20 protein-coding genes are annotated in these 18,156 nt (G+C 74.9%); 9 read left to right on the forward strand and 11 right to left on the reverse strand.

All coding sequences use genetic code 11. From position 1 onward, the window contains the following. Position 1 precedes the first annotated feature (1 nt). The 5 genes from ABTZ03_RS37380 to ABTZ03_RS37400 form a co-directional block, all read right to left on the reverse strand. Positions 2-523: a hypothetical protein gene (locus tag ABTZ03_RS37380; protein WP_350517652.1), complete on the reverse strand. Its 522-nt coding sequence runs from the start codon at positions 521-523 to the stop codon at positions 2-4. A gap of 16 nt (positions 524-539) precedes the next feature. Beyond that, positions 540-1,688 (reverse strand): beta-ketoacyl synthase N-terminal-like domain-containing protein, encoded by a 1,149-nt coding sequence (locus ABTZ03_RS37385; RefSeq protein ID WP_350517653.1) that lies wholly within the window; start codon positions 1,686-1,688, stop codon positions 540-542. After that, the gene (locus ABTZ03_RS37390) at positions 1,685-1,987 is read right to left on the reverse strand and encodes an acyl carrier protein (RefSeq protein WP_350517654.1); all 303 of its coding nucleotides are present in this window, start codon (positions 1,985-1,987) and stop codon (positions 1,685-1,687) included. The genes ABTZ03_RS37385 and ABTZ03_RS37390 overlap by 4 nt, the downstream gene beginning before the upstream one ends. Then, positions 1,984-2,259: an acyl carrier protein gene (locus ABTZ03_RS37395; RefSeq protein WP_188304079.1), complete on the reverse strand. Its 276-nt coding sequence runs from the start codon at positions 2,257-2,259 to the stop codon at positions 1,984-1,986. The genes ABTZ03_RS37390 and ABTZ03_RS37395 overlap by 4 nt, the downstream gene beginning before the upstream one ends. 72 nt (positions 2,260-2,331) lie before the next feature. Further along, positions 2,332-3,774 (reverse strand): class I adenylate-forming enzyme family protein, encoded by a 1,443-nt coding sequence (locus ABTZ03_RS37400; protein WP_350517655.1) that lies wholly within the window; start codon positions 3,772-3,774, stop codon positions 2,332-2,334. Between the two features lie 410 nt (positions 3,775-4,184). On the opposite strand from ABTZ03_RS37400, the gene ABTZ03_RS37405 reads away from it, so the two are divergent. Both ABTZ03_RS37405 and lipP1 read left to right on the forward strand, forming a co-directional pair. Beyond that, positions 4,185-4,961: a class I SAM-dependent methyltransferase gene (locus ABTZ03_RS37405; protein ID WP_350517656.1), complete on the forward strand. Its 777-nt coding sequence runs from the start codon at positions 4,185-4,187 to the stop codon at positions 4,959-4,961. Between the two features lie 89 nt (positions 4,962-5,050). Then, the gene (lipP1, locus tag ABTZ03_RS37410) at positions 5,051-5,986 is read left to right on the forward strand and encodes a LipP1 family hormone-sensitive lipase (RefSeq protein ID WP_350517657.1); all 936 of its coding nucleotides are present in this window, start codon (positions 5,051-5,053) and stop codon (positions 5,984-5,986) included. A gap of 137 nt (positions 5,987-6,123) precedes the next feature. Here lipP1 and ABTZ03_RS37415 read toward each other — a convergent pair whose 3' ends face one another. From ABTZ03_RS37415 to ABTZ03_RS37430, 4 genes are all read right to left on the reverse strand, one after another. After that, positions 6,124-6,888, reverse strand: a complete 765-nt coding sequence (locus ABTZ03_RS37415; protein WP_350517658.1) for an ABC transporter permease — start codon at positions 6,886-6,888, stop codon at positions 6,124-6,126. Positions 6,889-6,908: 20 nt separating this feature from the next. After that, positions 6,909-7,883 (reverse strand): ATP-binding cassette domain-containing protein, encoded by a 975-nt coding sequence (locus tag ABTZ03_RS37420; RefSeq protein ID WP_350517659.1) that lies wholly within the window; start codon positions 7,881-7,883, stop codon positions 6,909-6,911. 208 nt (positions 7,884-8,091) lie between these two features. After that, positions 8,092-9,240, reverse strand: coding sequence for a glycosyltransferase (locus ABTZ03_RS37425; RefSeq protein WP_350517660.1), 1,149 nt, complete (start codon positions 9,238-9,240; stop codon positions 8,092-8,094). After that, complete coding sequence (locus tag ABTZ03_RS37430) at positions 9,237-9,536, reverse strand: hypothetical protein (protein WP_350517661.1); 300 nt, start codon at positions 9,534-9,536, stop codon at positions 9,237-9,239. The genes ABTZ03_RS37425 and ABTZ03_RS37430 overlap by 4 nt, the downstream gene beginning before the upstream one ends. Positions 9,537-9,750: 214 nt before the next feature. On the opposite strand from ABTZ03_RS37430, the gene ABTZ03_RS37435 reads away from it, so the two are divergent. From ABTZ03_RS37435 to ABTZ03_RS37455, 5 genes are all read left to right on the forward strand, one after another. Next, positions 9,751-10,683, forward strand: coding sequence for a 3-oxoacyl-[acyl-carrier-protein] synthase III C-terminal domain-containing protein (locus ABTZ03_RS37435; RefSeq protein ID WP_350517662.1), 933 nt, complete (start codon positions 9,751-9,753; stop codon positions 10,681-10,683). A 179-nt stretch (positions 10,684-10,862) separates the two neighbouring features. Continuing rightward, the gene (locus tag ABTZ03_RS37440) at positions 10,863-11,153 is read left to right on the forward strand and encodes a phosphopantetheine-binding protein (protein WP_350517663.1); all 291 of its coding nucleotides are present in this window, start codon (positions 10,863-10,865) and stop codon (positions 11,151-11,153) included. Positions 11,154-11,157: 4 nt separating this feature from the next. Beyond that, positions 11,158-11,985, forward strand: coding sequence for a beta-ketoacyl-[acyl-carrier-protein] synthase family protein (locus ABTZ03_RS37445; protein ID WP_350517664.1), 828 nt, complete (start codon positions 11,158-11,160; stop codon positions 11,983-11,985). Then, positions 11,982-12,659: a 4'-phosphopantetheinyl transferase family protein gene (locus tag ABTZ03_RS37450; protein WP_350517665.1), complete on the forward strand. Its 678-nt coding sequence runs from the start codon at positions 11,982-11,984 to the stop codon at positions 12,657-12,659. Before ABTZ03_RS37445 ends, ABTZ03_RS37450 begins: the two co-directional genes overlap by 4 nt. Before the next feature lie 131 nt (positions 12,660-12,790). Continuing rightward, entirely contained in the window at positions 12,791-14,608 is a 1,818-nt protein-coding gene (locus tag ABTZ03_RS37455) for a condensation domain-containing protein (RefSeq protein WP_350517666.1), read from the forward strand. 30 nt (positions 14,609-14,638) lie between these two features. On the opposite strand, the gene ABTZ03_RS37460 is transcribed toward ABTZ03_RS37455, so the two are convergent. Both ABTZ03_RS37460 and ABTZ03_RS37465 read right to left on the reverse strand, forming a co-directional pair. Beyond that, positions 14,639-15,382 carry a hypothetical protein gene (locus tag ABTZ03_RS37460; protein WP_350517667.1) on the reverse strand — a complete coding sequence of 248 codons (744 nt, stop codon included), beginning with the start codon at positions 15,380-15,382 and terminating at the stop codon, positions 14,639-14,641. Then, entirely contained in the window at positions 15,379-16,011 is a 633-nt protein-coding gene (locus ABTZ03_RS37465; RefSeq protein WP_350517668.1) for an RNA polymerase sigma factor, read from the reverse strand. The genes ABTZ03_RS37460 and ABTZ03_RS37465 overlap by 4 nt, the downstream gene beginning before the upstream one ends. A 225-nt stretch (positions 16,012-16,236) precedes the next feature. Between ABTZ03_RS37465 and ABTZ03_RS37470 the strand changes: the two genes are divergently transcribed. Then, the gene (locus ABTZ03_RS37470) at positions 16,237-17,040 is read left to right on the forward strand and encodes an SAM-dependent methyltransferase (RefSeq protein ID WP_350517669.1); all 804 of its coding nucleotides are present in this window, start codon (positions 16,237-16,239) and stop codon (positions 17,038-17,040) included. 99 nt (positions 17,041-17,139) lie between these two features. Continuing rightward, positions 17,140-18,066, forward strand: coding sequence for a class A beta-lactamase (bla, locus tag ABTZ03_RS37475; protein WP_350517670.1), 927 nt, complete (start codon positions 17,140-17,142; stop codon positions 18,064-18,066). Positions 18,067-18,156 lie beyond the last annotated feature (90 nt).

Below are 18,156 nucleotides of genomic sequence, written 5' to 3' on the forward strand. Positions count from 1 at the left end.
TTCAGTCGGCCGGGTGGGTGAGCAGCACCGCCACCGCGTGGTCGCCGTCGGCGGTCTGCTCGGCGGCGATGACCAGGACGCGTTCGGCGTCGCCGTCGGCGAGCAGCAGCGCGGCCAGCTCGTACGCGTCCTCGGGGACCGTGCCGGGTACGGCCTCGGTCGGGCTGATCGCCACGACGGGGCCGGTCAGGCCCCAGCGGGCGGCGATGTGCCCGAGGACGGCGTTGGGGTTGGACTGGAAGAACAGCAGCGGGGCCGGGCGCCGGCCGGGGTCGGCGCTGCGGTCGATGGCCCGGGCGGTGGCGCGGTCGCCGCTCGCGCTGGCGAGCAGCAGGGCGGTCCGTCCGGGGGCGGGTGGCGGGCCGTGGTGGGCGTGCAGGCAGTGGTCGGCGGTGTCGGCGATCAGTGGGCCCAGGCCGTCGGGGGCGAAGCCGGGCAGCGGGGGCGGGGGGCCGGGGAGGTCCGGGCCGGGGCGGCGGGCCTCGGCGAGGACGCGCAGGGCGGTGGTGGCAGGGGTGGTCATGGTGTGGGTGTCCGGGTCAGGCGGCGGCCAGGAGCAGGGCGGTGTTGGCGCCGCCGAAGGCGGAGTTGAGGCTGAGCGCGTGGCGTGGGCGGGCGGTGTGCGGGCCGTCCAGCACGAGGTCCAGCTCGACGGCCGGGTCGGGGCCGAGCCAGCCGGCGTTGACCGGGAGCAGTCCGGTGTCCAACGCGCCGATGGTGACGGCGAGTTCGAGCAGGGCGGAGGCCTCCAGGGCGTGGCCGTGCACAGACTTGCTGGAGCTGACCGGGAGTCGGGCGGCGTGCGGGCCGAACACCCGGTGCAGGGCGGTGGCTTCGGCGTGGTCGGCCAGGGTGGAGCCGGTTCCGTTGGCGTTGACGTAGTCGACCTCGGCGGGGGCGAGGCCCGCGCGGTCGAGTGCGGCCTCGATCGCCCGGGTCACCCCGGTGCCCTCCGGCTCCGGACGGCACACGTGGTGGGCGTCCCCGGTCCGGCCCCAGCCGGCCAGCCGGGCGAGCGCGGGCGCGGCGCGGCGGGCGGCGGCCGGGGCCGACTCGACCAGGACTGCGACGGCCGCGTCGCCGAGCAGGGTGCCGGTGCGGCCGGCGCTGAACGGGCGCAGTTCGCCGTCCCGGGCCAGGGCGCGTCCGGCGTCGAAGACGGCGAACACCCCGGGTTCGACCAGGTGCCCGGCCGCGACCAGGATCCGCTCGTGGCGGCCGGCGGCGACCAGGGCGGCCGCGTCGGCGACGGCGGTCGCGGCCGCCACGCAGGCCCCGGTGTACACCCGGGTGACGCCCGGCGCACCCCGGTCCGCGCGGACCCCGGCGGCCACCGCGGCGGCGGTGGCACGGGTGCGCTCGTCGCTGTGCAGGGCGAGCAGGACGGGCATCGCGGCGCCCTCGGCGGCGGTCAGCCCGGCCTGGCGGCAGGCCTGGCCGATCGCGTCGAGCACGGCCCGGGCGAGCGGGAAGGTGCTGGCGAGCGGCACGCCCTCGGGCAGCAGGGCGGCCCGGGTGGTGCGGCGGCCGCTGACGTTGAAGCGGGTCACCTCGCCGAACGCGGCCTTGCCGTGGGCGGCGGCCTCGGTCAGTGCGGCGAGCCCTCGTCCGGCGGCGCTGAGCACGCCGACGCCGGTGACCACCGCCGCGACGGCGTGCTGTCCGGCGGGAGGACCGGCGCCGGTCACGGCCGGGCCCCGGCGCGGTCGGCGAGCACTGCCGCGCGCAGCAGTTCGGTCGCCTCGTCGACGGTCCGTACGGCGCCGAAGCGGTCGTCGTCCAGGTCCAGCTGGAGGCCGTAGCGCTGTTCGAACTCGGCGATCAGCCAGGTGAGTTCGAGCGAGCCGAGGTCCTCGGGCACGGTGTCGGCGGCGCGCTGCCCGAACGCCGCCAGCATGGTCAGCACCGCGGCCCGGTCGGGCAGGCCGTCGGCCGGGTCCGTGCGGGTGTCGGCCGGGTGCTCGGTGGGGCGGGCCGGGTCGGTCACGCCGCGCTGCCGGCGGTCGCGGGGAGGGCGTCGATCCGCTTGACGACGTCGGCGGTGAACTCGTCCAGCGTCATCATCGCGGTGGTCTCCATCTCGTCCAGGTCGAACTTGATCCCGAACTCGTCCTCGACCTGCACCGAGAGCTCGGCCAGGGCGAGCGATTCGAGGTCCAGCCCGGCCGGGCCGAGGTCGGTGTCCCCGGTGACCTCGGAGACGTCGTACTGCATCTCGGTGAGGGCGGCCAGGACGAAGGCGCGGATGCGGTCCTGCATGGTGGTGGGCTCCTTGTCGGGGGGTCGGGCGGGTGTCGGGCGGGTGGCACGGTCGGCCGGCGGTGCGCCCGGTCAGCGCACGGTGGCCGCCGCGGTCGCGGCGGTGGCGCGCAGGGCGGCCGGGTCGCGCAGCAGCTTTCCGGTGGCGGTGCGGGGGAGGGCGGGCAGCACGACCAGCCGGCGCGGCCGCTTGTAGGCGGCCAGTCGGCGGGCCAACCCGGCCTGGACCAGGGCGGGTTCGGCCCCGGGCTGGACGGCCAGGTAGGCCTCGACGGCCTCGCCGTCGAAGACCACCACGGCCTCGCGGACCTCGGGCAGCGCGCCGAGGGTCTGCTCGACCTCGGTGAGGTCGACCTTCAGCCCGCCGATCGAGACCTGGGAGTCGAGCCGGCCGAGCACGGTGACCAGCCCGGTCCCCGGGTCCAGGGCGGCGGCGTCCCGGGTGTGCAGCCAGCCGTCCGCCCAGCGGCTCGGATCGTCCAGCCCCGGGTACGGGGAGGCCGCCGCGCCGAGCTGCAGCTCGCCCGCGACCAGCCGCGTCCGCATGCCGTGGACGGGGCGCTTGGCCGGGTGCAGGGTGCCGTCGAGGTCGGTGGCGATGACCCCGGTCTCGGTCATGCCGTACATGGTGCCGAGCGGGACGCCGTACCGTTCGGTGAACAGTGCGGGCAGGCCCGGGCGGACGAGTTCGCCGGCCACGATCATCCGGCGCAGGTGCGGCAGCGGTGGGGGAGCGACCGTCCCCGCCAGCAGTTCGGCGTGGAAGGGCACTCCGACGAGGGTGGTCGGCAGCGTGCTCGCGCCGACCGCGGCGAGGATCCCGGCGGCGGTCATCCGTTCCGGGACGGTGAGCGCGGCCCGGGCGTGCAGGCCGTTGAGCAGCCCGCCGACCAGTCCGAGCACGTGCACCACCGAGGACAGCAGCACGACCCGCTCGCCCTCGCCGGGGAACTCCGGCAGCCTGCGGTAGCAGTCGAGTTCGCGGAGCAGGTCGCCGGCGGTGCGGGCGATGACCTTGGCCGGTCCGGTGGAGCCGGAGCTGAGCTGGATCAGCGCGTGCCCGGTGCGGGCCGGTCGGCCGTCCGCCAGCGGGACGGCCACCGGCTCGACCTCGGAGAAGCCGCGCAGCGCCGCGGCGGGCCGGTGGGCGGAGCCTACCAGCACCTGCGGAGCCAGTCGGGCCACCGCCGCGTCCACCTCGTGGTCGGTCAACCGGTGGTCGAGCAGGGCGACTTGGGCGCCGAGCCGCCAGCAGGCCAGCAGCACGGCGACGAACGCCACCGAGGGCGGCAGTCGCAGCGCCGCGGTACCGCCCGGGCCGAGCCCGGCGGCCGCCAGCTGGACGGACTGCTCCTCGACCAGGGCGCGCAGGGCGTCCCGGTCGAGCGGTGTGCCGAAGTGCAGGCACTCCTCGCCGCCCGGACCGGCCAGCAGCGACCGGTCGACCCAGTGCTCCGGGGCGTCGGCGTGCGGCGGTGCGGAAAGCGGAAGTGAAAAGCGGGAAAAGCCGGTCAACGCGGCTCCACAACAAGTGAGGGGATTTGACATGGACGCAATGGGCGTCACTCACAGCCAATACGGTCAATTCCGTTGCCAGACCATGGCACAGACGTTTGGTCAAATCAAGGTCTATACCAATGTGGTCGTTGCTCCTACGCTGCCGAACCAGGACTGGCCCGCGCGTGGCCGCCCGGGGCGGAAGGCTGCCCGTGGGCGCACCCATGTCGACCGGGAACGAACCTGTGGCGCGCGACCGACTCCCGCCGGAAATCCGGGACTTCGGTGAAGTCTGCCGCGGCGCGGAACGCACCCCGGCGGCGAACCGGCCGGTGTTCGGGCACCATGCACCGCGCCCGCGCGCCCGGCCCGGTCCGGTCCGCTGAACCGCGCGCCGACCACCCCACGTTCCCCGAGTAGGAGCACCGATGACCGAACCGAACGACCGCTTCCCCGGCTGGAACTGGGACGACCCGGAGGGACTGGAGACCCGTCTGGACGCGTTCAGCGCCCAGGTCGCGACCTGCGACGCACTCGAAGCCCACCCCGGCGACCTGCCGCACGACCATGCCGGGCTGCGCCAACTCGGCATCACCGGAATCGAGTTCGCAGCCTTCCGGACCGCCCACCCGGAAGGGCTCGGCACCGACCTGGCCACCCTGCGCGGCCCGGACGCGGCCACCGAACCCGGCACCCTCTACCGGGTCGACGGCGACCGCTGGTTCACCCAGCTGGACATCGCCCGCCCGCTGCCCTTCGCCGACGCCAGCGTCGACTGGGTCTACGCCGAGCACCTGATCGAGCACGTCACCCTGCCGGTCGCGGTCGGCTGGCTGCGCGAGGCCCGCCGGATCCTGCGCCCCGGCGGCGTGCTCCGCCTCACCACCCCCGACCTGGCCCGCTACCTGGTCGGCTACGCCACCGGTGACGGCTTCCTGGCCAAGCACCGCCGCCGCCTCACCACCCTCGGCTTCGGCCCGCCGATGCCCGCCCGGCCGGCCTTCCTGGTCAACCAGATCTTCCGGTACTACGGCCACCAGTGGATCTACGACCTGGACGAGCTGCGGCACGTCCTCACCCTGGCCGGGTTCACCGCCGAGCAGATCCGGCACTGCGCCTACCGCCAGGGCCTCCGCCCGGACGTCGCCGACCTCGACACGGCCTTCCGCACCGACGAGACCGTCTACGTCGAGGCCGACCGCTGAAGCCCGTCCGGCACTCCCCGAGGCGCCGCCGAAGCCCCCCGTTGAAGCCCCGTCGCACCCCCGCCGAGCCCTCGAACGGACCACCGCCCATGCCCCTGCACCCCCAGGCCGAGGCCCTGCGCGCCCACCGCGCGCGCAGCGGCGCGCCGCCGCTCTACACCCTCACCCTCGCCGAGGCCCGCGCCGCCGACCTCGCCGACATCCGCGCCGCGGCCGGCACCCCCGAACCGGTCGCCGCCGTCGAGGAGCACCGCATCCCCGGCCCCGCCGGGGACCTCACCCTGCGGCTGTACCGGCCCGAACCGCCCGGCCGCCGACTGCCCGCCCTGCTCTACCTGTTCGGCGGCGGCTGGACCCTCGGCTCGATCGACACCGGCGACGCGCTCTGCCGCCGCCTCACCAACGCCGTCGGCTGCGTCACCGCCGCCGTCGGCTACCGGCTCGCCCCCGAACACCCCTTCCCCGCCGCGCTGCACGACTGCCGCGCCGCGCTCGACCAACTCGTCGCCCGCGCCGAAGAGTTCGGCATCGACCCGACCCGGATCGCGGTCGGCGGCGACAGCGCCGGCGGCAACCTCGGCGCGGCCCTGACCCTGCTGCTGCGCACCGAGGGCGGCCCGGCCCTGCGCCACCAGCTGCTGGTCTACCCCAACACCGACCACGGCGCGGACACCCCGTCGCTGCGCGAGCACGACGACCCGCTGTGGTTCAACCGCCGCTCGGTCGCCTGGTACTGGGGCCACTACCTGGCCGACCCGGCCGACGGCGCAGACCCGTACGCCTCCCCGCTGCGCGCCGCCGACCTCTCCGGCCTGCCGCCCGCGACCGTCCTCACCGCCGAGTACGACCCGCTGCGGGACGAGGGCGAACAGTACGCCGAGGCGCTGCGCGCGGCCGGCGTGCCGGTCGACCTGCGCCGCTACCCCGGCGTCCCGCACGGCTTCTTCGCGATGACCGGCACCCTGGACGCCGCCGGCGAGGCCCAGGCCCACGCCGCCGCCCGGCTGCGGGAGGCGCTGTGGTGACCTGCCGCCGGGCGCGATGACCTTCCCCCAACCCTGCTGCGGGGAATCGGCAAAGGCAGCACAGGGGCCCGGCTCGCCGTCACGAGCCGGGCCCCTGCCGTCGGGCGCTACTGCTACCGCACCCGCACCCGCGCCCGCTACCGCACCCGGGTCGAGAACAGCCGGGCCGACCAGTACACCGCCAGCGCGGTCATCAGCACGACCACCAGCATCCCCTGCCAGACCACCGCGGCCCCGGCGTGCCCGGAGAACAGCGCGCGCATGCCCTCCACCGCCCAGTAGAAGGGGTTCCACCTGGCCAGCTGCCGCAGCCAGTCCGGCGCCAGGGTGAGCGGCAGCAGGACCCCGGAGAGCAGCGCGATCGGCTGGGCGATGGTGTTCACCACCGGCGACATCGCCGCGTCGGTGGGCACCATCAGCGCGATGCCGAAGGAGATCGCCGAGGTCATCAGCGCCAGCAGGCCCAGCAGCAGGTAGGCCAGCAGCAGGTTCAGCGGGTTGACCCGCAGGCCGAACGGCAGCGCGATCAGGGTGATCAGCACGGCCTGCACCAGCAGCGCCACCATCTCCCGCAGCGCGCGCCCCAGCAGCAGTGCCAGCCGGCTGACCGGGGTGACCCGGGCGCGCTCGATGATCCCGGCCTTCAGCTCGCCGAGCAGGCTGAATCCGGTGAACAGTCCGCCGAAGATGCACAGCACCGCCAACAGGCCCGGCACGTACACCTGGTAGGCGTCGGCGTAGCTGAGCGCACCCTCGGGGGCGAGCACCTTCCGCAGCAGCGGGGCGAACAGGAGGAGGTAGAACAGCGGCTGGATGACGCCGACGGCGATCCAGATCGGGGTGCGGATCATGAGCAGCAGCTGGCGCTGGAAGACCAGCCAGGTGTCACGGGCGAGCTTCACGGTATCCCCAGGGAGGTCGGTCAGGACTGCTGCAGCGAGCGGCCGGTGCGGGCCAGGAACACGTCGTCCAGGCTGGGCCGTTGGAGCTGGACGGTGCCGGGCGTGACGCCCGCCGCGTCCAGGGCGCGCAGCAGGCGGGGGATGGCGGCCGCGCCGTCCTCCAGGTACAGCCGCAGGCCCTCCTCACCGTTCGGCTCCAGCCGGTGCAGGTACGGTTCGGGGCGCAGCACCTCGGCGGCACGTTCGGCGACGGACTCGCCCGGGACGAGCCCGAGCAGCACGACGTCGCCGGAGATCTCGCGCTTGAGCGCCTCGGGCGTGCCCTCGGCCACCACCTGGCCGTGGTCGACGATGGCGACCCGGTCGCAGAGTGCGTCGGCCTCGTCCAGGTAGTGGGTGGTGACGACCACCGTCATGCCCTCGGTGCGCAGCCGGCGGATCTCCTCCCAGACGTACGCCCGGCTGGCCGGGTCCAGCCCGACCGTGGGCTCGTCCAGGAACAGCACCTGCGGGCGGTGGATCACTCCGAGGGCGATGTCCACCCGGCGGCGCTGGCCGCCGGAGTAGGTGGCGCACGGCCGGTCGCCGAACTCGCCCAGGTCGAAGGCCTTGAGCGCGTCGGCGGCGTCCTGACCGGCCGCCGCCTTGCCGGCGCCGTACAGCCGGGCCTGGAGGACCAGTTCCTCGCGGGCGCTGACCTGGTCGGTGGTGCCGCCGCCCTGGGCGACGTAGCCGATCCGGCGGCGGACCCCGGCCGGGTCCTGGAACAGGTCGGCCCCGGCGATGACGGCCCGGCCGCCGTCCGGGCGGATCAGGGTCGCCAGCATGCGCAGGGTGGTGGTCTTCCCGGCCCCGTTGGGGCCGAGGAAGCCGTAGATCTCCCCGGCGTCGACGGACAGGTCGATGCCGCGGACGGCGTCGACACCGGCGTCCCCGCCGCTCCGGCGGGAGGTCTTCTTGCGGTAGGACTTGCGCAGTCCCGTGGTCTCGATCAACCGGAACTCCCGTACGGGGATGGGCTGCCACGGCACCCGGAGACAGGGCGGGCTCGGCACCTGCGAAGGCGGTGCTGCTGCGACACCCTAGGGCGGACCAGGCCCGGAGGCAATGGCCTAGACCAATGGACGTGCGCTCGGTCGATCTGCTAAGGGACGGTCGGTGGGTCGGCGAGTCAGCGGCCCGGCCGGGCCGACGGGCCGGCGGTCACCGGGCCAGCGCCTCCAGCCGGTCCGCCGCGGTGCGCGCCCCGCCGCCCGCCAGCAGCTCCCGGCCGAGCTGAACCGCCCGGGCCCGGTGGTCCGTTGACTCCACCACGGCGGTCAGCGCCGCCGCCAGCCGCTCGGGCGTCACCCGGGCGAACGGCACCCGCAGGCCCGCCCCGGCCGCCGCCAGCTGCGCGGCGACGAACGGCTGGTCGTGCCGGATCGGCGCGGTCACCAGCGGCACCCCGTGCGCCAGCGCCTCGCCCACGGTGTTCATCCCGCCGTGGCAGAGCACCGCGTCCACCTCGCCGCGCGCCAGCAGCTCCAGCACCGGCGCCCGGTCCACCACCACGGCGTGCGGGGGCGGTTCGGGCAGCAGCGCGCGCGGCGCCGCGAACACCGGCTGCAGCTGCGGGCCGCACAGCTCCAGCGCCCGGACCGCCCGGGCCAGGAAGTCCGCGCCCAGCCCGTCGGCCAGCGTGCCCATGGTGACCAGGACCCGCCGCCGTCCCGGCAGCAGCCGGTGCCAGGGGAAGTCCGGGTCGTGCGGCCGGGGCGAGAGCACCGGACCGACCAGCGCGTGGTGCGCCGGCGGGGTGGCGCCGGTCAGCGCCGGCCCGGTGGTGGCCAGCAGCAGGGCGGGGGAGAAGCGCGGGTCCAGGTACTCCTCGGCGGGCAGCCGGGCCCGTTCCCAGAGCCCGCGCAACAGCCCGGTCATCCACGCCTCGACCTGCGGCAACGCCCGGTACGGGCGGCCCAGTTCCATCGCCCCGGGCGCGAAGCCCGCCCACGGCAGTCCGTGCCGGTGCGCGACCAGCGCGCCCGCCGGGGTGTGCTGGTCGACCAGCAGTACGTCCGGCCGCCACTCGCGCACGACGGTGTCCAGCGGCTTCGCGGTGAACCGCGCGTACGGGACGATGAAGCCCTCCCAGAGCGAGCGCAGCGCGGCCAGGCCGTGTCCGCCCTGCGCGCGGAACGCCCTGGTGCCGGTGCCGAGCACCCGGGCGTCCGGGCCGAGCAGCGGCCGCAGCACCGACTCCGTGCCGGTCCAGGCGACGTCGTGGCCGCGCGCGGTGAGCTCGGCGGCGATGCCCGCGGCCGGGTTGACGTGTCCGGTGAGCGGCGGCATCACCAGCAGGAACCGGGTCATCGGCGATCCTCCTCGGAACGTTCGGGAAGCTCGGGAAGGTCGGGAAGCCCGGGAAGCAGGGCCTGGACGTCGGCGACGGTCAGCGCCTCCAGCCCGGCCAGGTCCAGGCCGGCCCGCAGCCCGGCCAGGTCGACGGCCGGGCCGAAGCGTTCGGACAGTCGGACGGCGAGCTCGGCGAGCTCGGACTCGTCCAGCAGCAGGTCGCCGTCCAGCCGGGCGTCCGGGGTCAGCCGCTGCTCCCAGCCGGGCGGCGCACCGGCCACCTCGGCCAGCAGTGCGGTCAGTGCCCGGTTCAACGGGCGTTCGGGGCCGGGTGGTTCAAAGGTCTGCGGTTCAAAGGCCGGCGATTCACGGTCCGACAAGGGGTTCTCCCGTCCGGTCAACGGTGCGGAGTGGGTGCGCGGCGGCCCGGGGTGCGAAGGCGACGGTGGCGGCGGGCCCGGGGCGGCGCGCAGGAGAAGGGCCCGAGATCACTTGTGCGACCAGGCGGGCGTCGGAATACTAGCCCGCGTGACCGCACTGGAGGCAGTGGCCGTTCACCTCCCCCCACACGCCGTGCCCATCGAGGCGGTGGGCGAGCGCATCGGCCTGACCCCACGTCAACTCCGTCTCTTCCGCCGCTTCCACGGCCTGGACCAGCTACGACTGGATCCGACCGGGACGCTGCCCGACCTGCTCCACGCCACCCTGGACAACCTGCCGGAACTGCGCGGACGCGAGGAACACGTCCGTTTCGTGATCCACGCCCGCAGCATGCCGGTGGCCGTGCCCTACCCGCTCAACCCCCTGCACGAGGTGCTCGCCGCGCGCGGCCTGGCGCACGCGAACGCCTTCACCGTGACCCACCACGCCTGCGCGGTAGGCCTGTTGGCCATCGACCTGGCGGGCCGCCTGCTCGCCGCCGACCCCGACCCGCGGGCGCTCGCGCTGGTGCTGGCCGGGGAGAAGACCTTCACCAAGGACGCCCAGCTGGTGCCCGAGACCGGCATCTTCGCCGAGGGTGCCGCCGCCTGCCTGGTCAGCGCGGACGGCCCGCGGCACCGGGTGCGCTCCTTCGCGGTGCGCCAGCGCCCGGAGTTCGACGGCCGGCTGGCCGAGGACGCGGAGCTGCTCGCCCGCTACCAGCGCGAGTATCCGAACGTGATGGTGGAGGCGATCGAGGCGGCGCTCCACCAGGCCGGTCTGGACCTCTCCGAGCTGGCCGCGGTGCTTCCGCACAACGTCAACCAGGCCTCCTGGCGGATGACGGCGCGCCGGATCGGCTATCCGCTCGACAAGGTGGTGCTGGACAACGTGCTGTCGGTCGGGCACAGTTTCGCTGCGGACGGCCTCATCAATCTTCACACCGCCACCACGCGGGGGCTGATCCGTCCCGGCGATCACTACCTGATCGCCGCCGCCGGCGTCGGCGCGACCTTCTCCGCGATGGTGATGCAGTACTGACGTACCGTCGGTGCCGCGTCCGTCGCCCCGAGCGCTCGAACCCCGGAGCGCACTTCCCCCGTAGTCATCCCAGAGCACACTTCGCACTCCGGCCACCTCGCACGTCATTCACTTGCACTTCGTTCACTTCGCAGTTCGTTCACTTCGCACACTTCCACGCACGACGGGACGGGACACCCATGCCAGAACCCGTGGTCCAGACCACTGACCCCGAGCTGCGCGAGCGCATCCTGCACGGCATCGGCGAACTCCTGCCGCGCGTGCTCAAGCGCGAGCTGCCCGAGATCCCTGCGGACGCCTGCCTGTTCGACGACCTCGGCCTGACCTCGGCCGGGACCATCGAACTCATCCTGGAACTGGAGGAGTCGCTCGACATCCAGGTGGACGTCGAGCAGATCACCGAGGACGACCTGCGCTCGGTCACCAAGCTGGCCGACTACGTCGCCGGGCACCTCATCGCCGAGGACTGACCGGGTGCCCGCCGGTTCCCCCGGGCGCGTCGGCCCTCCCGGTTCGCCCGGTACCCCCGGTCCGGCCGGCCTGCGGATCGCCCGGGTCCTGGCCCGCTGCTCCGACGGCCGCTCGGAGACCTCTCTCGACCCCGACCTGCGGGTCTTCGTCTCCGACCTGGTCCGCCCGTACGGCCTGCCGCTGCGCGAGGACCTGTTGCGCGAGGGCGTCGGACACTCCTACGAGGAGCTGGCCGCCGGGCTCCTGGGCGAGGCGCTGGCCGAGGACGAGCCGGTGGACCTGCTGATCCTCGCCTTCGACACCCCGGACGTGCGCCCCGGCGCACCGTCCTCGCTCGCGCTCAGCCGGTCCGTCCCCGGCGAGCCGCTGGCCTTCGCGGTCTGCGACCAGGGCACCGCGGCGGCCTTCACCGCGCTGCGGCTGGCCGCCGAGTACCAGCGGGCCGGCGCCTGCCGCCGGGCGGTGGTGGTGCTCGCCGAGCAGACCGCACTGCACTACGAGCCACCCGAACCGGTGGCGATGCCGCAGCGGCACGCCGCGGTGGTGCTGGTCTGCGAGGAGGCGCCGGGCCCCGGGCTGGTGGTGCACCAGTGGCGCGGCCCCGACCGGCCGGAGTCGCAGGTGTCGGACCGGGCGGCGGAACCGGGGCCCGGGGCCGTGGTCCTGGACTCGACCGCCGACGACCACGGCGGGTCGCTCGCGCAGCCGTTCACCGGTCTGTGGGCACGGCTCGCCGAGCAGCTGCCCGGGGGGCGGGTGGAGCGACGGCCGCTGCGGGTCACCGGGGCGGACCGTCGGCTCGGGGTGCTGAGCACCCTGACCCAGCCGTGACCGGCCTGGACCTGTGGCTGATCGGCGCCGATCAGCCGGCCGATGCGGTCGCCCGGCTGCGGGAGACGCTGGACGCCGAGGAGCGGGCCCGTGCCGAGCGGGCGGAGGAACCGCGGTGCAGCCGGTTCACGGTGGTGCGCGGCGCGGTCCGGGAGCTGGTCGCCGCCCGGCTGGGCTGCCGCCCGGCCGAGGTGGTCTGGCGGTACGGTCCGCACGGCAAGCCGGAGCCGGCCGGGGCGGGCGGACTGCGGGTGAACTGGTCGGCCGCGGGGTCGTCGGCGCTGCTGGCCCTCGCCGAGGGTCGGGCGGTCGGCGTCGACGTGGAGCCGTTGCGCGAGCCCCGGTTGGCCGAGCGGATGGCCGCCCGCTGGTTCCCCTTCGAGGAGGCGCGCCATGTCGCGGAGGCCGCCGATCCCGCCGAACGGTCCACCCGATTCACCGAGTTGTGGTGTCGCCGGGAGGCCTGCGTGAAGGCCTACGGCGGACGGCTGACCCAGGCGTTCGGGGTGTCGGTGGCGGGGCCGTCCCCGCTGCTGCTCGCCGATCCGGGCCCGCTCGGCACCGGCCCGGTGAGCCTGGCGGACGTGCCCGTCCCCGGGCCGTACCGGGCCGCCGTGGCCGTCCTCGGAGTTCGCCCCGTTCAAGTGAACATGCTTGTATGGAACCAGAGTTGACGATGTATCAGACGACAGGGGCGATCACCGGCGGCCGCCGGTGGCGTCCGGCCGCACCCCCGCCCGCTGAGACCTCCCTGCTGAGACCTCTCCGCTGAGACCGCCCCGGTGAGCCGAAAGGCACGTACGACGTGACTGCCCACAACGCCGATGCCGTACCGCCCGAGGCGGGTCCGTCCGCCCCGCCCCGGAGCGGTCGGCGGATCACCCTCCGTTTCACCGCCACCAGCGGCGGCTCGGGCCCGCTCACCCGCGGCCAGGACAACATGATCCGGTGCATCCGGCGGGACGCCCCCGAGCAGATCAACAAGGAGTCGGTCTGGCCCGTCCCGCCCGGCACCACGCTCGCCGCCGGCCTGAACGCCCTGCGCCTGCTGGTCGAGCGGCACGAGTCGCTGCGCACCTCCTTCCCGCCCGGCTCCGGCCCGGACGCCTTCCCGGAGAGTCAAGTGGTGCACGGCGAGGGCCGGTTCGCGGTCACCGTCATCGAGACGGGCGGCCTGGACGAGCGGGAACTCGACGCCCTGGCCGCCGAGTCGGGGCAGGCCGACGTCGCCGTCCCGGTGGAGCTGACCGTCGTCCCGCGGATCCGTTTCACGCTGCTGGCCGAGGGGCAGCGGCTGCGGCGGCTGATCGCCGTGGTCTGCCACGCCGGCGCCGACGGTGCCGCCACCGCGCTGCTGATCCAGGACTGGTACGCCCTCGCCGCCGGGAAGGACCTCCCGCCGGTCACCGCACCGACCCCGATCCAGATCGCCGCCGCCGAGCAGAGCCCGCAGGGCCGCCGCCGGGCCGCCGGCGCGCTGCGGCACTGGGCCCGGATCCTGGCCGCCGGCCCGCAGGTCGTGTTCGCCGACTCCCGGATCACCGGCCCGCCACGCGGGCCCGGCGCCCTGCTGGTCCGCTCCCGCACGGCGGCCGCCGACCTCGCCGCGGTCTGCCGCCGCACCGGCGCCAGCCCCTCCGTCGTGCTGCTCGCCTCCTTCTCCGCCCTGGTCGCGCACCGGGCCGGCCGTACCGACCTGGCCGTCTCGGCGCTCTCCGCCAACCGCCAGCGCGCCGCGCTGCTGGACCACGTCGGCACCCTCGCCCAGGACGCCCTGATCCTGCTCGACACCGGCACCGCCGACCTCGACCAGCTGATCGGCCGCGCCAAGTCCGCGTCGCTGAGCGCCTACTGGCACAGCGTGCTGGACGCCGAGCAGGTCTGGCAGCTGGTGGACGACGCCGCCCACGTACGCGGCACCCGCTTCGCCCGCCAGGTGGTCGTCAACGACCTCAGCCTCACCATCCCGGCCACCGTCGCCGACGCCCAGCCCGCCCCGGCCGCCGACCCCGAACTCACCCCGCTGCCCGCCCCGCCGCTGCCGGTGCGGCTGATGTTCACCATCCTGCGGATCGCCGGGAGTCTGGACTTCGCCCTGGTCGCCTGCCCCCAGGTGCTCGACGCGGGGGAGACCGAGGGCTTCGCCCGCGCGCTGATCACCCTCCTGGCGGCCGCCGCCGACGGGCCCGTGCCGCTCGCCGAGCTGCCCGAGGCCCCCGGCCCGCCGAGCCGGTCCCGGCTCGGCGGGGAGCGGCCGAACGACGGTGAGAAGCACGAGGACGGTGAGTGGCAGGTGGTCGACGGCTCCCGGATCGACCTGGCGGCCGTCCGCGCCCTGCTCGACGCTGCCCTCGAAGCGGTGCTGGACCCCGCCCTGGACCCCACCGCCGGTCACCGAGTCGCCGTCGAGGACGGCAGGTTGACCGCCGACCTGACCACCGCCGACCCCCACCTCACGCCCGCCGACGTGCACCGCGCGGTGGTCGCCGCGCTGCCCGGCCGGGACACCGCGATGGCGCCGCAGCACTACCGGATCCACTACCGGGGCCCGGACGGCGAGCGGCTGGGCGCGGGCAGCGGCCGCGACCCGGAGACCGTCGCCCGGCTCGCCGCGCTCACCTGAACGTGCGACCGCGGGGCGGCCGGACCGACCTCACCCCCACGGGTCCGTCCCGTCCTCCGCGTCCTCGTCGTCGTGGGCCGACGCGGGCTCCCATGAACAGGCCGAGGTGGCCCCGGAGGTGAGCCCCCACGGGTTCGGCACCTCTTCCTCCTCGTCCCCGCCCTGGAGCGGCAGCCGATCGATCACCGCGACCAGCGCGGGGGGCAGCTGCGGTGCCAGTCCGTGGTGCACCCGGGAGAGGATGTCCCGTCGCACGTCCTCCGGCAGCAGTGGTCGCCGCATCCGCAACGTCCGTGGCACGGGGGGCCGTTCGGCCGCCGACAGCTGCTCGGACCAGGCCCGCCAGTAGTCGGCGTCGTCGGTCTCGCCGAGCTTCAGGTGGTGCAGGTGGAGGCAGTACGCGGCCGTGCCGCTGCCCGAGCCGGCCGCGAAGCGCCACCAGAACTCGGCGCCCTCCTCCTTGCCGGTCGCGTACAGCAGCGCGCCGAACACCTCCGCCCCCTCGGGCTGGATCCGGCGCGCGTTGACCAGCAGGTCGAGCCCTCGGGAGGCGCACGGCGCACCCAGCACCAGGGCGACCACCAGGCCCAGTTCGAAGGCGGCCTGCTCGTGTTCGGTGGGCAGATGGGCCGGGGCGGCGGTGAGCCGGGCCTGCCGCAGGGCCGCGATCCGTTCGGCGTGGACGCGTTCGGGTCGGGGTACGTGGAGCGCCGCGCGCCCCCCGCCGGTCGTGCGCGCCCCGTCGACCGGTTCGAGCTCCCGTTCGGTGGTCATGATTCTCCTCCCCGGTCCGGCAGTTCACCCACCCCGAGCCGGCGCGCCAACCGCTCCCGGGCGTGCCGGAGGTTGGAGTGCACCGTGGCCACCGGCCGGCCCAGGTAGGCCGCGATCACCTTGGCGTGCAGACCCAGCAGATAGCGCAGGATCACCACGTCCCGCTGCCGGTCCGGGAGTTCGAGGATCGCCGCGTACAGCCGCACCTCGTCCGCCTCGCTGTGCAGCAGCCCGTCGGCGACCTGCTTGAAGGCCCCGATCACGGCGGCGAAGGTGACCGCCTCCACCTCGACCGGCTCCTCGGCCGACACCCAGTCCCCGACGTGCCGGTTCGCCAACCGCCAGGCGTAGGCGGCCGGTTCCTCGAACCGCAGCACCTGCGGCCAGCAGCGGGCCAGATCGGCCTTGACCGCCTCGACCACCAGCGCGGCGTCCGCCTGGCTGCCTATCCGGGTCAACGCGAGGGCGTGCCAAGCGGGTTCATGGGTCTCGCAGAACGCGGCGTAGGTGAGGTCCAGGCGCTGGCCCGGGTCCATCACCGCCGTCCGCTCGGCTCCGGCCGTCCCGGCGTGCGCCACCGCCGTCCCACCGCGGTACCCGCGCGCGGGGGAACCCCTGTCGATCGTCATCGAGCCTGCTTTCCGTGGTCGTCGGCTGCTCGCCGGGCCACCCGAGGGTCGGGCTGTCCGCGCCCATCCTCATTCCACCAGGCCTGTCACTCCAGGCTGCAAAGCGAATACAGATTGTCATCCCATGTGATCCGGTGATTGATCAAATTCGACGGGGCGACGATTGGCCCCCTGATCCGGTGGGCAGCAATCGGACGGTACCGGGCAAGGCCGAGGGGGAGTGCGATGAGCCGCTACGACGGGGTCGACCTGCGGTTGAACGTGGCGCACTCGGCCCGGATGTACGACTACTACCTGGGCGGTTTCACCAACTTCGCCGCCGACCGCGAGGCCGCCGGCCACGTCCTGGCCACCGCGCCCTGGGTGCGCACCGCCGCGCGCGCCAACCGCGCCTTCATGCACCGCTCGACCCACGCCCTCGCCCGGTCCGGCATCGACCAGTTCCTCGACATCGGCACCGGCATCCCCACCTCGCCCAACCTCCACGAGGTCGCGCAGGGCGTCCGACCGCGGGCCCGAGTGGTCTACGCCGACAACGACCCGATCGTCCTCACCCACGCCCAGGCCCTGCTGACCAGCACCCCCGAGGGCCGCACCACGTACGTCGAGGCCGACGTGACCGACCCGGCCGGCCTGCTCGCCGCGCCCGAGCTGCGGGAGTCCCTCGACCTCACCCGCCCGGTGGCGCTCTCCCTGAACGCCCTGCTGCACTTCGTCCCCGACGACCGGGGCGCGTACGAGCTGGTCGACCACCTCAAGTCCGCCCTCGCCCCCGGCAGCGCCCTGGTGATGTCCCACCTGAGCGCCGACTTCGACCCCGAGGAGATCGCCCGGGTGGTCCGCATCTACCAGGCCGCCGGCACCGCGATCCAGGCCCGCAGCCGCGCCGAGTTCACCCGCTTCTTCGACGGCTGGACGATCCTCGACCCCGGCATCGTGCCCACCGTGGCCTGGCGGCCCCACCCCGACGACCCGCCCGTCCCGCCGTCGGAGGCGACCGGGTACGCGGGCGTGGCGCTGAAGCCCTGAGCGGCAGGATCCTCTTCCACTGACGAACCGTCGGGAACGCTGCCGCGTCCATCCGATCAAGGACGCGGCCCGCCCGCGAGATTCGATCAGAGGGGAACCATGCACGCTCAGCCTTCGGAAGCCCGGCACAGCCGTCGCGCCGTCCTGGCCCTCGGCGTCGGGGCGGCGGCCGTCGCCGTCACCGCGTCGACCGCCACGGCCGCTCAGGCGGCCACCGGCACCGGCCTCCAGCGCTCGCTCGCCGAACTCGAACAGCAGCACTCCGCCCGGCTCGGCGTCCACGCCCGCAACCTCGCCACCGGCCGCACCGTCCGCTACCGGGCCGACGAACTCTTCCCGATGTGCTCGACCTTCAAGACCCTCGCGGCCGCGGCCGTCCTGCGCGACCTCGACCGGGACGGCGAGTACCTCGCCCGGCGCGTCCACTACACCCAGGCCGACATCGACCGGGCCGGCGGCGCCCCGGTCACCGGCCTGCCGGCCAACCTGGCCGACGGCATGACGATCGGGGAGCTCTGCAAGGCGGCCATCGACCACAGCGACAACACCGCCGGAAACCTGCTGCTGGCGCGGATCGGCGGCCCGACCGGCATCACCCGCTTCTGCCGCTCGCTCGGCGACCGCACCACCCGGCTGGACCGCTGGGAGCCCGAACTCAACTCCTCCGAGCCGGACCGGACCACCGACACCACCAGCCCGCACGCCATCGCCCGGACGTACCGCCGCCTCACCCTCGGCCACGCCCTCCCGCCCGCGAAGCGCGAGCAGCTGCTCGGCTGGCTGCGCGGCAACACCACCGGCGCCCGCCGGCTCCGCGCGGGCCTGCCCGCCGACTGGACCCTCGCCGACAAGACCGGCACCGGCACCGGGTACGGCACCGCCAACGACGTCGGCATCGCCTGGACCCCGGCCGGCGACCCGGTCGTCCTCGCGGTCCTGACCACCAACCCGCGGGACCCCGCCGCGAAGGCGGACGAACCCCTGGTCGCCCGGACCGCGGTCCTGCTGGCCGCCGCCCTCGGCTAGGCCCTGTCCGGCCGATCTTGCCGGGCGCGCGACGCCGGGCATCCCGCCTGGACGCACGCCCGAATCGCCCAAGTACGTCCAGTACGAGGC

It is taken from the genome of Kitasatospora sp. NPDC096077 (genome assembly GCF_040303245.1).
GTDB lineage: Bacteria > Actinomycetota > Actinomycetes > Streptomycetales > Streptomycetaceae > Kitasatospora.